This is a genomic window from Streptomyces sp. NBC_01013, from assembly GCF_045162765.1.
GTDB lineage: Bacteria > Actinomycetota > Actinomycetes > Streptomycetales > Streptomycetaceae > Streptomyces.
Genome location: NZ_CP108687.1, coordinates 8,260,032 through 8,275,020, shown reverse-complemented (window position 1 = coordinate 8,275,020; position 14,989 = coordinate 8,260,032). Strand labels below are relative to the sequence as shown.

General features: G+C 69.1%; 14 protein-coding genes. 8 read left to right on the top strand and 6 right to left on the bottom strand.

Going from position 1 to position 14,989, the window contains the following annotated elements; all coding sequences use genetic code 11:
* Window positions 1–198: 198 nt before the first annotated feature.
* Window positions 199–1,338, bottom strand: coding sequence for a PucR family transcriptional regulator (locus tag OG538_RS35850; RefSeq protein ID WP_406099807.1), 1,140 nt, complete (start codon window positions 1,336–1,338; stop codon window positions 199–201).
* Between the two features lie 86 nt (window positions 1,339–1,424).
* On the opposite strand from OG538_RS35850, the gene OG538_RS35845 reads away from it, so the two are divergent.
* The gene (locus OG538_RS35845) at window positions 1,425–2,480 is read left to right on the top strand and encodes a ferredoxin reductase (RefSeq protein ID WP_406099805.1); all 1,056 of its coding nucleotides are present in this window, start codon (window positions 1,425–1,427) and stop codon (window positions 2,478–2,480) included.
* A gap of 7 nt (window positions 2,481–2,487) precedes the next feature.
* Window positions 2,488–3,606 (top strand): fatty acid desaturase family protein, encoded by a 1,119-nt coding sequence (locus OG538_RS35840; RefSeq protein WP_406099804.1) that lies wholly within the window; start codon window positions 2,488–2,490, stop codon window positions 3,604–3,606.
* Window positions 3,607–4,038: 432 nt separating this feature from the next.
* On the opposite strand, the gene OG538_RS35835 is transcribed toward OG538_RS35840, so the two are convergent.
* Window positions 4,039–4,533 (bottom strand): Tn3 family transposase, encoded by a 495-nt coding sequence (locus tag OG538_RS35835; RefSeq protein WP_406099803.1) that lies wholly within the window; start codon window positions 4,531–4,533, stop codon window positions 4,039–4,041.
* A gap of 236 nt (window positions 4,534–4,769) precedes the next feature.
* Between OG538_RS35835 and OG538_RS35830 the strand changes: the two genes are divergently transcribed.
* Window positions 4,770–5,276, top strand: coding sequence for a class I SAM-dependent methyltransferase (locus tag OG538_RS35830; RefSeq protein ID WP_406100436.1), 507 nt, complete (start codon window positions 4,770–4,772; stop codon window positions 5,274–5,276).
* A gap of 355 nt (window positions 5,277–5,631) precedes the next feature.
* Window positions 5,632–6,996 carry an IS4 family transposase gene (locus OG538_RS35825; RefSeq protein ID WP_406100435.1) on the top strand — a complete coding sequence of 455 codons (1,365 nt, stop codon included), beginning with the start codon at window positions 5,632–5,634 and terminating at the stop codon, window positions 6,994–6,996.
* A gap of 193 nt (window positions 6,997–7,189) precedes the next feature.
* Here OG538_RS35825 and OG538_RS35820 read toward each other — a convergent pair whose 3' ends face one another.
* From OG538_RS35820 to OG538_RS35810, 3 genes are all read right to left on the bottom strand, one after another.
* On the bottom strand, window positions 7,190–8,647 hold the full coding sequence (locus OG538_RS35820; protein ID WP_406093517.1) for an NF041680 family putative transposase: 1,458 nt from the start codon (window positions 8,645–8,647) through the stop codon (window positions 7,190–7,192).
* Between the two features lie 331 nt (window positions 8,648–8,978).
* Window positions 8,979–9,386 carry a (2Fe-2S) ferredoxin domain-containing protein gene (locus OG538_RS35815; protein ID WP_406099802.1) on the bottom strand — a complete coding sequence of 136 codons (408 nt, stop codon included), beginning with the start codon at window positions 9,384–9,386 and terminating at the stop codon, window positions 8,979–8,981.
* The gene (locus tag OG538_RS35810; RefSeq protein WP_406099801.1) at window positions 9,383–11,374 is read right to left on the bottom strand and encodes a heavy metal translocating P-type ATPase; all 1,992 of its coding nucleotides are present in this window, start codon (window positions 11,372–11,374) and stop codon (window positions 9,383–9,385) included. The genes OG538_RS35815 and OG538_RS35810 overlap by 4 nt, the downstream gene beginning before the upstream one ends.
* 96 nt (window positions 11,375–11,470) lie before the next feature.
* On the opposite strand from OG538_RS35810, the gene OG538_RS35805 reads away from it, so the two are divergent.
* Window positions 11,471–11,896, top strand: a complete 426-nt coding sequence (locus OG538_RS35805; RefSeq protein WP_406099799.1) for an ArsR/SmtB family transcription factor — start codon at window positions 11,471–11,473, stop codon at window positions 11,894–11,896.
* A gap of 532 nt (window positions 11,897–12,428) precedes the next feature.
* Window positions 12,429–12,608, top strand: coding sequence for a hypothetical protein (locus OG538_RS35800; RefSeq protein ID WP_406099798.1), 180 nt, complete (start codon window positions 12,429–12,431; stop codon window positions 12,606–12,608).
* A gap of 10 nt (window positions 12,609–12,618) precedes the next feature.
* Here OG538_RS35800 and OG538_RS35795 read toward each other — a convergent pair whose 3' ends face one another.
* Window positions 12,619–12,948: an SDR family NAD(P)-dependent oxidoreductase gene (locus OG538_RS35795; protein ID WP_406100433.1), complete on the bottom strand. Its 330-nt coding sequence runs from the start codon at window positions 12,946–12,948 to the stop codon at window positions 12,619–12,621.
* Window positions 12,949–13,000: 52 nt separating this feature from the next.
* Between OG538_RS35795 and OG538_RS35790 the strand changes: the two genes are divergently transcribed.
* Both OG538_RS35790 and OG538_RS35785 read left to right on the top strand, forming a co-directional pair.
* Window positions 13,001–13,144 (top strand): hypothetical protein, encoded by a 144-nt coding sequence (locus OG538_RS35790; RefSeq protein ID WP_406099797.1) that lies wholly within the window; start codon window positions 13,001–13,003, stop codon window positions 13,142–13,144.
* 292 nt (window positions 13,145–13,436) lie between these two features.
* The gene (locus OG538_RS35785) at window positions 13,437–14,726 is read left to right on the top strand and encodes an amidohydrolase family protein (RefSeq protein ID WP_406099796.1); all 1,290 of its coding nucleotides are present in this window, start codon (window positions 13,437–13,439) and stop codon (window positions 14,724–14,726) included.
* Window positions 14,727–14,989: the final 263 nt, after the last annotated feature.

Sequence of the window (14,989 nt, the reverse complement as noted above, 5' to 3'; positions counted from 1 at the left end):
CCGTATCCGCCACCTCGCTTTTCAGAGACAGCGCCCCGACGGGCTCTCCGAGGCCTCGTCCGGTCTTCCCATCACCCCCTGGTCTCAGCCGGCTCATACCGCTCTTCTCCGGGCCGCATGAACCAGCTGATGGCACCGAGAGCCACACATGATTCCTGGACTGCTCGCGGAGACGGTCGTGGACGGTCGAAGTACGCGTCAACTGACTCGAAGGCCGACCGCCAGCGTCAGTTCAAGGACCCGGTGTGGCGATGCGAGATCGGGAAACACCTCCCGCAGCTGCGACATCCGGTACCGGACTGTCTGGGGATGGACGAACAACGCCGCCGCCACCTCGTCGCGCCTGCCCTGATGCAGCAGCCACGCCCGCAACGTCTCCTCCAGCCGCCGTGCGGTCGCGACAGGCAAGGTCCGCAACGGTGCCAGGACTCGGGCACGCAGGTCTGCGAACGCGTCCACGTCGGCGCTCAGCACCAGCTCGGGCAGGTGGTCCTCGGTGTCGCGAATGTCAGAGGAGAGGGAGCGCGCGCGTAGCGCTCGCGCGTACGAGGCGGACGCACGAGTCCATGGCCGCGCCGGGCCGGCCACGGCGGTACGGTCGGTCAGGTGCCGCAAGAGATGTGATCGGTTGGCATCGGGGACGAGCAGCACACCTGTGGCGTCCGGCAGATCGTCGAGGACGAGGGTGCTCGGGTCGAGCGCGCGGTAGGCAGGCCAGGCCTGGGCAGCCGGCAGCAGGACCGCGGTCAGCGAAACCGGAGGCTGCCACCCGGCCCGTTGGACGGAGGCCAGCAGCACGTCCGGGCTCGCGCCGGCGAGTAGGTCGCGGGCCAGCTGTTCCAGATGGCGCTCGTGGGCCCTGCCCCGGGCGGCCAGTTCGTCGGCATGGCCCGCGGCGCTCGCGGCGGAGAGCTCGTCGATGTAGGCGAAGGTCAGCTCGGCGAACTTGGCGACCTCGGCGGCGGGCAGACCCGCGGGTACGGCACCCGCTGCCAGGCATCGCCAGGCGACGCGGGCGCCGACGCGGTAGGCGCTCAGTAGGGCGTCCATCGAACGGCCGTCCCGCACCTCGCCGCGGCCCAGCTCGTAGGCTGCGTCACCGGCGTCCCCGCCCGTGGCGTTCCCACTCGCGAGGTCCAGGTAATGCCCCAGGGCGGTGCGCACGGCTCGGCGGATGGTGCCGCCCATGCGGCCCGACAGGGCGTTGGCGTAGGGAGGGACCTCGTCGATGATCGCTTGGACGACCTCGTCGGCGGTGGTCTTCAGCGCAGCCCGAAGTGCGGTGACCGTCGTCTCATTGAGGGCCAGTTCGCTGGCCCTCCGGATTGCGTGGTTCACGTTTTGTTCCCTGCGAACAATTCGGCCGACCAGATTTACATCCTGCGGTCAGGACTTTACGCCGTGAGGCGCAGCAAGCTGAAGTCATGACGAGTGCAGCCCTCCGCAGCAGGGCGTGGAAACTGCTGGAGATGGTCACGACGCCGCTGCTGCCGTCGGACTACCTCGACCTGGTCAGCCCGCTGCGTGCGAGCGCTGACCTGCGAGGGCGCATCGAGGCCGTGCACCCCGAGACGGGTGACGCCGCGACTATCGTGATCAGGCCCGGGCGGGGCTGGCGCGGCCACACAGCCGGTCAGTACGTGCGGATCGGGGTGGACGTCGACGGGGTGCGCCTGCGGCGCGCCTACTCCATCACCTCGCCGACAAACCGCCAGGACGGCCGCTTCACGATCACCGTGAAGGCGATCCCGGACGGGAAGGTCAGCAACCACCTGGTCCGTAGGGCGAAACCGGGCACGCTGATCCAGCTCGACCAGCCGACCGGTGACTTCGTGCTGCCGCAGGCCAAACCCGCCAAGGTGCTCTACCTGACGGCCGGCAGCGGCATCACGCCCGTGATGGGCATGCTGCGCGACATCGAGTTGGACGACGTCGTCATGGTCCACTGCGCGCCACAGCCGCGGGACGTGATCTTCCGCAACGACCTGCACGACTTGGTCGCGGACAAGAGGCTGCGGCTCACCGAAGTGCACACCGACACAGATGGCATGCTCGACATCGGCCGTCTCGACGAACTCGTGCCCGACTGGGCCGAGCGCGAGACCTGGGCTTGCGGGCCCGCGGGCCTGCTGGACGCCGCAGCAGAGCACTGGGCCGAGCACGGCGTACACGAGTACCTGCACACCGAACGCTTCCGCCCCAGCATCGTCGTCGCCGGAGACGGCGGCGAGGTCACGTTCAGCGCCACCGGCAAGACCGTCGACGCGGACGGCGCCACGCCGCTGCTGGACGTCGGCGAGGAGGCCGGCGTGCTCATGCCCTCCGGGTGTCGCATGGGCATCTGCTTCGGCTGCATCACGCCGCTCAAGGCGGGCGCCGTCCGCGATCTGCGCACCGGCGAGATCACCGAGGCCGAGCCGGGCGTCCTCATCCAGACCTGCGTGTCCGCCGCGGCGGGCCCCTGCGACATCGAACGGTAGGAGCACTTTGACCGCCATCGACCCCACCGCCCACCTGACAGCGGAACAGATCGAGGAGCTTGGCCACGAGCTTGATGCGATCCGCGACGAGGTGATCGCCAGTCGCGGCGAGAAGGACGCCGCCTACATCCGTAAGGTCATCTCGGCCCAGCGCAAGCTCGAGCTGGTCAGCAGGGGCGTGCTGCTGTTCTCGGTCTTCCCGCCCGCGTGGCTGCTCGGCACCGCCGGCCTGTCCGTGGCGAAGATCATGGACAACATGGAGATCGGCCACAACGTCCTGCACGGCCAGTGGGACTGGATGCGAGACCCGAAGATTCACTCCACCACCTGGGAGTGGGATCACGTCTCGCCGTCCGAGCAGTGGAAGCACTCGCACAACGAGCTGCACCACACGTACACCAACGTGATCGGCAAGGACAACGACCTCGGCTACGGCATCATGCGCGTCGATGAAGACCAGAAGTGGCACCCGTTCCACCTCGGCCAGCCGCTGTGGAACTTCATCAATGCCTGCTTCTTCGAGTACGGCATCGCAGCGTACGACCTGGAGCTCGGCAAGAACCTGCACAAGCGCCGCCGCAAGAACCCGGAGTTCCGCGCGCGGGCCAGGGCCGTGGGCCGCAAAATCCGCAAGCAGGTGCTCAAGGACTACGTGATCCACCCACTGCTGTCGGGCCCGTCGTTCCTCACCACGCTCGCCGCCACGTTCACCGCGAACCTGATCCGCAACATCTGGTCCCACTCGGTGATCATGTGCGGGCACTTCCCCGAGGGCGTGCAGGTCTTCGAGCGCCGGTCGATCAAGGGCGAGACGCGCGGCCAGTGGTACCTGCGCCAGATGTTGGGCTCGGCGAACATCAGCGGCAGCACGGCCATGCACTTCATGACCGGCAATCTGTCACACCAGATCGAGCACCACCTGTTCCCGGACCTGCCGAGCAACCGATACGCCGAGGTCGCGGTGAAGGTGCGCGCACTGTTCGAAAAGTACGAACTGGAGTACGTCACCGGGCCGCTGCCCCAGCAGGTGGTCTCCGCGTGGCACAAGGTCTTCCGGCTCTCGCTGCCGAACAAGAAGCCCAAGGTCAAGACTCCGGACCGCAAGCAGGAGCTCGTCGCAGCCTGATTCCCGGTACTCGTTCGGATCCTTCCGCCGTACCGGCGGCACCGCCGGGTTCGGTAAGTTCCGTCGCGGACGGCGGGCGTCCGCGACGTCAGACCGTACGAGACGGGAGCCGGGCAGCCCGGTGTCCGGCTGCGCTGCCCAGGAGCTCAGCACACAGCCCCCGGCGATGTGTTGCAGTGCGCTGGCCTGCCGTGGTCGGTCCACGAGGACCGGGTGCGCGTGCGCACCCGGTCCTCGTGGACCGACGTCTGAGCCTGCGGTCTGCTACCGAGACGGACATGAAGAAATTTCGGCTGTGGCGGCTCGAAGAGGGCGACGAGACAGTGACTGGGCCGGGGGATCCTCCTTCTTGTGCCATCACGAGGGCGAGCGCCGACCTGTGGTGTTCGCCCATGCTGGCCGGCGGTCCTGCATGAGCGCCTCACCGTGCTGTCACCGCCGCCCTGTGCTTGGGGCATGACCGTGGTCGAGCCGGTCATGCGGCGGCCCTCCACGGTTCTCGTCCTGCCCGGCGGCCGGCCGGTGCAGCCTCGCGAAGCGGGTGATCTTCAGCCTCGGCATCAACTGGAAGCCGAGCATGTGGTCCAAGACGGTGCCGCCGTTGAACCCGCCATGGGCGTCGGGGCATTGCCGCTCGACATCCACATCGGAGCAGTGCAGCGCGCCCTCGTGGATCGAGGCGACCTCGAAGGCCGAACAGGACTTGAGCGGGAGTAGACGCAGACCGACTTCCATTCCGCTTGCCAGTCGATCGTCACAGTCGGGGCCGAAGCACGTGGGTTCACGGATTCCTCGGCCCGCGGCAACCAGGCTGCGTCCGAACGTCCCGCAGAACTCCGCATGAGGGGCGGCTCGCCCGACACCGGCCACGATCACACCGACCCCGTGCAGCACGTCCCCACAGGGGACACGCACGGCCAGCACCACAACTGAGCGTAGCCCTCCACCCGCGGGTGGAGGGCCAGCTCTACCCACAGGCCGATCCGTGAACCGCCATCGGCATGCTGTAGTAGCCCTGTGACTGCCACCTTGCCGCGTGTCCTGCCCAGTCCGGACGGCAAACCGGTGCCGCCGCCCGGCACAGCCGACGTCTTCCGGGCGTTCGCCCGTGACCTGGCTGACGGCCGACGCCCCCCGGACGGCCGAAGCCGCCGCGTTCATCACTGACCAGTTCGACCAGTTGGCCGCCGACTGGGACACCACCCGCGCCACCGGTCGGGACGATCCGCTGCGCGACGCCATCGACCGCGGCGTACCGCTCCCCGCGGGGCCCTGCTTGGAACTCGGCTCAGGCACCGGCCTGTTCACCCGGCCTGTTCACCCCCTTGCCGGCGGCCGCCTACCCCACGGTGATCAGCCTGGACCTGTCCGAGCAGATGCTCCGCCAGGCCGCGGGCCGCTCACGTCGCCGGGTACGCGCCGACGCCGGCCGGCTTGCGCTCCCCGATGCCTCAGTGGCGGCTGTCGCCACCATCGACATGCTGCTCTATCCCACCGAGGCCGCCCGCGTCCTCGCCCCCGAGGGCGTCCTGCTGTGGATCAACCAGCTCGGTGAAGACGGACCTCTGTATCTTCCGACGGACGCCGTGGCCGCCGCCCTGCCCGGCAGTTGGCAGGCAACCCAAGCCGCAGCCGGCTGGGGATCGTGGGCCATCCTGCACCGGACCTGAGGGCTGCCCGCTGCTTCCGCCACTGAACCGCCGGCTGCTTCGCGGTCACCGTCCACAGACCTGCTGGACGCCGTATGGCCGCGGGCGGGCACGGGAGGGGTGCAGCGTTCGATCACTGGATCTGGCCCCCTGGCCCTCACGTCACCCCTCGAAGGACTTCCAGCGCCAATCCTGAAACCGCACGGGCGATGGGCAGCTCGGTAGCATCGCGGCCTAAGGGCCAAGGCCGTGAAGTTAGGGCTCGGGGGACGCCAACGTGTGGGGTCTGATCTGGTGCGATCCGGGACGTGAGAAGCGGAGCCCCGGTAGAACTGGCAGTCGACCAAGACAGCCGTTCACAGCACCGGAGGCTCCGCTGTCCGATCAGTGTGTCATCACGCGTGAAATCACGGTAGCCAAGGGCCTGTTCGCTCCTGGGCATCTGGGGGAACTCACCCGGATCGTCCCGTTCGAGATGGTCGATGCGGCCCTTGTCGAAACGGGTGCGGTCCAGCAGCGGCTGCGGAAGATTCCTGCCCGGGTGGTGGTCTACCTGCTGCTGGCCGCGGCCCTTTTCGACGACTGCGGCTACCTGGCAGTCTGGCGCAAGCTCACCGCCTCGCTGGAGGCGATACCGGTCGCGAAGGTCACCGGCACAGCGCTCTGGCACGCCCGGACCCGCCTGGGGGCGCGTCCCATGCAGGCCCTGTTCGACCTGTTGCGCGGGCCCGCGACAGCGATCCGTACCACCGGCGCCCATTTCAAGGGCCTGCTGACCGTCGCGATCGACGGCACCTGCCTCGACGTCCCCGACAGCCCACTGCACCGGGCCCGTCTGGGCGGGATCACCAACCAGTACGGGACCTCCGGCTACCCGCAGATCTGCCTGACCGCGCTGGTGGCCTGCGGCACCCGCGCGGTCCTGGACGCTGCCTTCGGCCCCCGCTCCAGCGGCGAGACCGCCTACGCCAAGCAACTGGCCCGCTCCCTGCACGCGGGAATGATCGTCCTTCTCGACCGGGGCTTCTCCGGCAATCCGTTCCTGACCGCCGTCGCCGGCACCGAGGCCGCCTTCCTGGCCCGTATCTCGGCCGCCCGCAAGCCCCCGGTCCTGGCCCGCTTCGACGACGGCTCCCACCTCTCCCGCTTCGGCGGCCTCGAAGTCCGCATCATCGAGTGCGAGATCACCATCATTACCAGCCAGGGCCGCACGACCGGCCTCTACCGGCTGGCCACCAACCTCCTCGACCACCACCGATACCCGGCATCCAACCTGGTCAGCCTCTATCACGAGCGATGGGAAGTGGAATCCGCCTACTTCGCGATCAAGAAGTCGATGCTGGGCCGACGAGTCCTGCGCTCTCAGACCTGGGCAGGCATCACCCAAGAGGTCTATGCCCTCCTGAGCGCATACCAGGCCCTGCGGATCGCGATCGCCGACGCCACCGGGACCACACCCGGAGCAGACCCCGACCGGGGAAGTTTCAGCGTCGCACTACGATGCGCCCGCGATCAGATCGTCCGAGCCGCAGGCATCATCGCCGACTCCGTCATCGACCTCGCCGGAACGATCGGCCGAGCCGTCCTGGACCACCTCATGCCCGCCCGCCGCCTCCGCGTCAGCCCCCGAGCGGTGAAACGACCCATGTCCCGATACGCATACAAAAGCCTCAGAGTCGACCGGCGCACCTACACAGCCACCCTCAACATCAAGATCTTGACGCCAACGACCAAGCCTTAACTTCACGGCCTTGGCCTAAGGGCTGTCCCGCAATTCCTGGCGGGCGCACGACGACAGCTACGGCACCTCGCCGCGTTGCCGAAACACCCGAATACATCCAGTATGCAGGCGCCTCTCCGCCTTGGGCGATACACCGCATCTGACGCCGCACGCTGATCCACCAGGAATTGCGGGACAGCCCTTAGCTTGATCTTTAACCTGTGCGGCGTGGACGTGGAGTCGTTGACTTTTTCGTTCGTCGCTTGGCGGAACCTGGTTTGCCGACTGTGTGCACGTCATAGCGGGCAGTGGGCTGGTCGTTCTTGCGGCCGGGTGGGCGTCCTGGACCGGGCCGGGCGGTTTTCGGTGCTCCGGCTGGGCAGGCGGCCTTCGTGCGGAGGTGCCGAAAGTCGCGGCGGACTCGGGCGGGGGTGAGTCTGTCGGGCGGGGCCGGCTTCTCCCACGGCCGTCGGAGGTCTGCCGCCAGTGGGCGTGCGAGCCGGAGCTGAGTGAACGCGGCGACGATCAGCCAGGTCCAGCGATCGGCGGCTTCGGGGCTGCGGATCTTCGGGCAGGTCCAGCCCAGGGTCTGTTTGAAGAGCCGGAAGGTGTGTTCGATGTCGAAGCGTCGCAGGAATGCCTGCCAGAGCAGGTCGACGTCGGCCGTTGTGGCGTCGGTGCCTGACCACCACAGCCAGACCGGCTTCGGTGTCGCGCCGCTGGGCAGGTGCTCGACCCGCAGCCGGATCACGGTGCCCTCGATGACCGGCAGGGCACCCAGCTCGGCGGTCCAGGCCGAGCGGTGGGTCAGTCTCGGGTGGAGCCGGTCCCAGGCCCGTGCGACGGCAGTGCCGTAAAGGCGTGTCGCAGTCACCGTCTGCGCGTCGGGGGCGCCCCAGGTGGCCGGGTCACCGAACACGAACTCGCCGCCGTGACGGGGCGGCCGCCCTCGGAGACGGGGCTCACGGGGTGGTACCGCGCGTCGAAGTACGCGGTCCGAGCGCATCCGGCCCAGCACCTGCACCGGCAGGTCCTTCAGCAGGAAGGCCAGACGTGGCACGTCGTATCCGGCGTCCACCACGATCAGGATCTCCGGGTCGCCGTCTTTCCACTGCCCGGCTGTGATGAGCCGTTCGATGAGCTCGCGCATCTGCCTGGCGGTGACGGTGGCAGCGTCGTCGCCCGGTGCCAGACGTAGTGCGTCCAGTGGTGCGGTCCAGGAACTGCGGCCCGTCTCAAGCGCGCAGATCACCGAGTACGGCCAGCCGGGAACTGGGATGTGCTGGTCCTTGCCCCGGCCGTAGGTATGGCACAGGATTCGCTGCGGTGAGGTGTGGGCGCTGGGCCGCAGCCAGCAGGTGAGGTCGGCGGCAAGGACGAGGCGGCCGTCCGACGCGCGCGGCAGCGGCATCGTGGCGAGGGCCCGTCGCAGCCGGGTGACATCGACCCGGCCTGCGGCCAGGGCGTCGTAGAGCCCGCCGTGTCCCCGCCGGTGTTCGCCGACCAATGACAGTTCCACCAGGGAACGGACCGGCCCGTCCGCGCACAACACCGCGTCCACGAGTTCGAACAGTCCATCCGCACGCCTGGTCAGACAGGAGTAGAACTCACCCCGGAAGCGTGACAGTCCCGCAATCGGATCCTGTCGGACGACGTGATGCGACAGACTCATCCCCACGGCCTTCGTGCTGAGCGTTGTGTGTTCCTTGGTCGGATCACATGCTCAGCCGAAGGCCGCCCGCATGTACCGCAGTTACCAGTCCGAGTGATCAAGTACGAGGACTCGTTCGGGCCCCGAGGTTAAAGATCAAGTTAGGTGAGTGCTGACGAGCCCCCGCTGAACGACCTGTGTCGACGCCCTTCCCGTCCGCCCGCGCTCGGCCAGCACCTCCGACAGCACCGGGTCGTCGAGGCGACGGGAATCACGCGCGGCGCCGAGTCAGAGATATGTCAGTGGCTGCCGTTGACGCTGCTCGTGCTGACTACTGACGACGGTCGCACTGTCAGTCGTCGAGTTCGTGGCGGATGCGTCGGGACGGGCTGAACGTGTAGAGGTCGAGGATGTCGGGCGCCTCGGCGAGGCCGGGTCCGCCGTTCTTGACCCAGGTGGTGATGTCGGCGGCGGCGTCGGGGTCGTTGACCTGCCCCAGCCAGATGGGGCGTCCGCCGGCCTTACGGCCTTCGGCTGAGGGCTGGATGACGATGACGTTGGCGCGCTCACACGCATCCAGACAGTCGGTGCGCCGAACCATCGCGACCTCGGCCAGCTGGGCACGCAGGTCGGCCAGCTGCGCTTCGTGGTCCAGATACGGCACCCTGGCCGGCGTGCCGCAACAGCAGCCCCGGCAGACGGTGACGGTGGGCCGGGCCGCACCCGCAGCGGGCGCGACCTTCTTGGTGCGGCGGCTCACCGAGCGTCCCGTCCGGCGCGGTTCCAGGCGGCTTCGCGCAGCAGGCGCAGTCCGTTGAGGCCGACGATGACGGTCGAGCCCTCGTGGCCGAGCACACCGAGCGGCAGTGGCAGGTGGCCGACCAAGTCCCAGATGGCCAGGCCACAGATGAACACCGCGGCGATGACCAGGTTCTGCACCACCAGCCATCGGGCAGCCCGGGAGAGGGCGATGACCTTGGGAACGGTGGCGAGTTCGTCGCGGACGATGACGACGTCCGCAGTTTCCAGGGCGAGGTCGGAGCCGGTCCGGCCCATCGCGATACCGGTATGGGCAGCGGCCAGGGCGGGGGCGTCGTTGACGCCGTCGCCGAGGACCAGCACTTTGCGCCCGCGGGCCTGAAGGCGCCGTACGGCTTCGACCTTGTCCTGGGGCAGCAGAGTGGCGTGGACCTGATCGCCGGGGATGCCGGCCTCGGCGGCCAGGCGGGCGGCGGCCCGGGGATTGTCGCCGGTCACCAGCATTGGGGTGCTGCCGGTCAGCGCGGTCAGGGTGGCGACGGTCGCGGCGGCATCGGAGCGCAGCCGGTCTGCGACGCCGAGCACCCCGACCGGGACGCCGTCGCGCAGAACCAGGACGGCCGTGCGACCCCGGTGCTCCAGGTCGGCCGCGACCTCGGCGACACGGGTCGAGCCGGCGCCGCCGTTCCCACCGAGGAGGCGGTCGGGTGCGCCGACCGTGATCGTGTGGCCGTCGACGGTGGCGGTGACACCGATGCCGGGAGTGGAGGTGAAGCCCCGCGGGTCGGTGATGGTCAGGTGGCGGGTGCGGGCGGCGTCGACGACGGCGCGGGCCAAGGGGTGTTCGCTGGGGTGCTCGGCGGCGGCCGCCAGCGCCAGCAGGACATCCTCGGTCAGCCCGGAGCCGGACAGGGGACGGATGTCGGTGACGCGGGGGGTGCCCTCCGTCAAGGTGCCCGTCTTGTCCAGGGCGACCGCGTCGACCTGCCCGAGACGCTCCATCACCACGGCGGACTTCACCAGGACACCGTGACGTCCGGCGTTGGCGATCGCGGAGAGCAGCGGCGGCATCGTCGCCAGGACCACCGCGCACGGGGAAGCCACGATCATGAAGGTCATCGCCCGCAGCAGCGAGCCGGTCAGGTCCGCACCGAACCCGAGGGGGACCGCGAAGACCGCCAGGGTCGCGCCGACCATACCCAGGCTGTAGCGCTGCTCGACCTTCTCGATGAACAGCTGGGTGGGTGCTTTGGTCTTCGAAGCCTCCACGACCATGGCCACGATCCGGGCGATCACCGAGTCCGAGGCGTCCCGCTCGACCTTGACCCGCAGGGCACCGGTGCCATTCAGGGTGCCGGCGAATACCTCGTCCCCGACCTCCTTCACGACCGGCAGTGGCTCGCCGGTGATGGTGGCCTGGTCCACTTCACTGGCCCCGGCAAGCACGCGGCCGTCCGCGCCGACCCGCTCACCGGGACGGACCAAGAGGGTGTCGCCGACCACCAGGTCCTCGGTCGGGACCCTCGACTCGCTGCCGTCGTCGGCCAGGCGGGTGGCGACGCTCGGAGCGAGATCGAGCAGACCGCGCACGGCGTCCTGGGTACGGGCCGTTGCCAGGGCCTCCAGAGCGCCGGAGGTGGCGAAGATGACGATCAGCAGCGCGCCGTCCATCACCTGCCCGATCGAGGCCGCGCCGATCGCAGCAACGATCATCAGCAGGTCTACATCCAGGGTCTTCTTCCGCAGTGCCGTCAGCCCCGCCCGAGCCGGTTCCCACCCGCCAGTGACGTAGGCAGCAGCGTAAAGCGGGCCCCAGGCCCAGGCGGGAGCGCCGGTCAGCTGGAGCGGCAGCGCGATCAGAAACAGTCCCAGCGCGACGGCGGCCCAGCGCGCTTCGGGCAGGGCGAACACCCGGGTGAGGCGCTTCGGCGCCGCTCCCGGGGCGGCCGAGGCTGCCCGCCCGGCCCTCTGGAGCAGGTCGGAAGGCATGACAGAACAAACCCTTCGGGCCGGAAGCAAGGCGACCCATCCACCGTACAGGAACATCTGAACAGGTTTTCATGTGTGACGGGTAGGGTGGATGCCATGGGTCACGGAGCCGATGACAAGAACCACGCCACCCCCCGCGAGCGCCTGGATGCGGCGGGGGCCACCGAAGTAGCCGCCACGCTCCAGGCCCTGGCCACCCCCTCCCGGCTGTACATCCTGGCCCGCCTCGAGGAGGGCCCCTGCGCGGTCGGCGACCTCGCCGAGGCCGTGGGCATGGAGGCCTCAGCCTGCTCCCACCAGCTCCGCCTGCTGCGCAACCTCGGACTCGTCACCAGCGAGCGCCGGGGCCGCTCCATCATCTACGCCCTGCACGACCACCATGTCGCCGAACTGGTGGAGCAGGCCCTCTTCCACGTCGAACACCTGCGGCTCGGCCTGCGCGACTCCCCCGGCACCGAAGCAGTCTCGGCCGTGATCCGCGGGAGGCGGCCGGGTTCCTCGACCTCTCGGGCACCGAAGTAGACGTCAGCGACGCCTCACCGAATACGCCAAGACCCGCGACGCCCTGCGCAGCCGTCGCCCGCCCGGGCTGCCGCCACCGAGCCGGTCGACCGCACCGAGAGCGACTCCGCATCCCCTCGCTCCGATCGTGGCCGTCTGGGTGTCAAGTGCTGGTGTCCCGTCGCTGTGGGCTCACGGGGATGGGGGTGCTTCGCCGACGGTCACACCCGTGGCTGCCGCGGTGACCGTCCATCCCCTGTACGCGCGGGTCCCGGCCGGGCTCGGGGCACTGGAGTGAGCGGGCGTCGCGCACGGGAAAGACAGCCGCCGCTGATGCCCCGAGCGCCGAGTCGGTGGCGAGCCGCACGATGATGCCGGCGCCCTTGCGAGGGTCCCCCATCCGCAGGTGTTCAGCACCCGCTGGAGCACGGCCGAGCCGGGCAGGTCCCGGCCCAGACCGGTGGCCTTGAAACCGGGAGCGCACCAGTTCACCGTGACCTCGCCCGGGTCCATGCGCCGAGCGAGGTCCTGCGTCCACATGATGGTCATCAGCATGGTGCGCCCGTACAGAGCCATCGACTCCCGGCGGGTGTATGGGGTCGGTGCGGCGCAGATCCTCGGCCGGGGCGATCGTCTTGGCCTGCTGGGACGCCTCGGTGGCGACGTTGACGATCCGGGCGCGGCGCCGAGCTTCGTCTTCAGCGCCTCGGTCAGGACGAACGGGCCCAGGTAGTTCACAGCCGTCATCCCCGCGAAGCCCTCGGCGGTGACGCGCTGCGCAAAGCCACGCAGGCCGGCGTTTGTTGGCCAGAACGTCCGAGCGCGGGCAGCGGTAGTACGCGGCGATCTCCTCCCCCACTCGGCGCGTCGGAAATCAGTCCGAGGCCCGCGTGGAAGACGTCGACCGGCTCGTTCGTCACCGTCTTGAGGTCGGCGACGAGGGCTTCCACTCTGGTACGGGAACGGGCCACGGCCCTGATGCGGTAGCCCCGGCCGGCCAGCTCGAAGGCGGCGATGCGACCCAGTCCGGAGGTGGCTCCGGTGATCACGGCGACGGGACGGCCCCTCCCCATCACCCCTTTCGTGAGGTACCTCATGGTCATGTTGTGGGTGGATACCCGAACCATGGAGCAGCACGAATCGACGACCGCGGCCCGTACCCCGGAGCAGGTGGGACTGTCCTTCCTCACGCTCGCCCACGGAGGCGCTGTTGTCGCAGCCCTCCGTTCCGATGCCCACGGGATCCAACTCGACTCCCCTGTCGTGTGATTACCTCCCCTACCCGTACAAGAACGCCGCTGATCACGGTGAGCATGCGCGACAGCATCCGTCCGATACGTCAGACAAGGAGCCAGAGGCGAAGGTGGCGCGATCGGTGGCCATGCGGGCGTAGACGCCCCTGAAGGGCGGGACGGGCTCCGGCCCTGCCGGCCGGTCGTGGAGGTCAGGGCTTCCCGGCACCCCAAGTGAAAAGCCGGTCCTCACTGCTGAGCGGCTCCCCGATCTTGCCTGTGTGCCGTGGCACGATCGCCTCACCGCTGGCCGAAACCGAAGGATCGCCGTGCCCCCGACCTCTGTCGTCCTGCACAACGCCCGGATCGTCGACGGTACGGGTGCCCCGCCGGTGTCCGATGGAATCCTGGTGGTCGAAGACGCCCTCATCCGCTGGTGCGGCCCTGCCCACGCGGCGCCGGAGGATCCCGAACTACGTCGCGCAACCCGCGTTGACCTCGGTGGCCGCACCATCTGCCCGGGGTTCATCGACGCGCACGTGCACTTCGCCCTACCGGGCCCGGTGGGCAGCCCGTTGGCAGGTGCGGGCGAACCCGTCAGCTACCGGACGCTAAAGGTGATCGAACGGCTCCGTGTCACCTTGCACAACGGGGTGACCACGGCACGCGACCTCATGGGGCTCGACGCGGGCTTCCGGCGGGCGGTGGCCGAACGCCGCATCGCAGGCCCGCGGCTCCTGGTCGCGGTGAGCATGCTGAGCCAGACGGCCGGGCATGCCGACTTCCGCCTCCCGAGCGGCATCGACGCCCTCGCCTCCGCCGTCGCTTTTCCCGGCAGCCCTGCCGGCATCGTGGACACCGTCGATGACATCCGCACCCGTGTACGCGAGCTTGTCGCCGCCGGCGCCGACTGCATCAAACTCGCCGCCAGCGGAGGCGTCACCTCCCCGCACGACCAGCCCGAATGGCTCGGGCTGCGTGCGGAGATGATCCGCGCAGCCGTGGAGGAGGCCGAGTCCTACGGTGGCCTTCCCGTCGCGGTGCACGCGATCGGGGAGGCCGGGATCGCCGCGGCTGTCCGCTCCGGGGTCCGCAGCATCGAGCACGGTTACGCTCTCACCGACGAACTGCGGGCGGAGATGGCCGAACGTGGCCAGTTCCTTGTGCCCACCCTCCTGGAGACCATGGCCGATCCCGACCCTTCCGCCGTGACGGCGGCCGTACACGCGAAGGCCGTGCACTGGCACCGGGTGGCCCAGGAGTCCGTGGCGCGTTCCGTGGCAGCCGGGATCCGTGTCGCGATGGGAACTGACGCGGGCCTGATCGCCTCCCACGGACAGAACCTCAAGGAACTGGGACTCCTCGTCCGCATCGGTGGCATGACGCCGCTCCAAGCCATCCGAGCAGCCACTTTCGACGCCGCCGATCTGTGCGGCGTGGGTGACACCACCGGCAGCCTGGTCGCCGGCAAAGCCGCCGACCTGGTCGTCTGCGGAACGGACCCCCTGAACGACATCAACTCCCTCGCCGACCCCGCCCATGTGCACGCCGTACTCAAGGAGGGACGCATCGCCATCGACCGGGCCGGGGTTCTCGCCTCCGCAGGCCTGCTCCCGTAGAGGAAAACCGGATGAAGGGCCGTGGCGGTCGAACGTCTGCCTCCTCACGTGACTCAGTCGGGGATCTTGGAGCCGCCGAGGTCAGCACCCAGGGTTCGCCGGGCATTCGGCCGGAATATCTCGCCGGCCAGTGAGTGTGGGTGTTCACGCCATCCCCGTCTCGGGTGGTTCGAGCGTCGTGTACTTCCTGATCCCGCCTTCTCCTCATCGGCCTTGGGTACGACGGCGTCCGGGATCGAGGGCCTGGTCATCGCTGAGGCGCG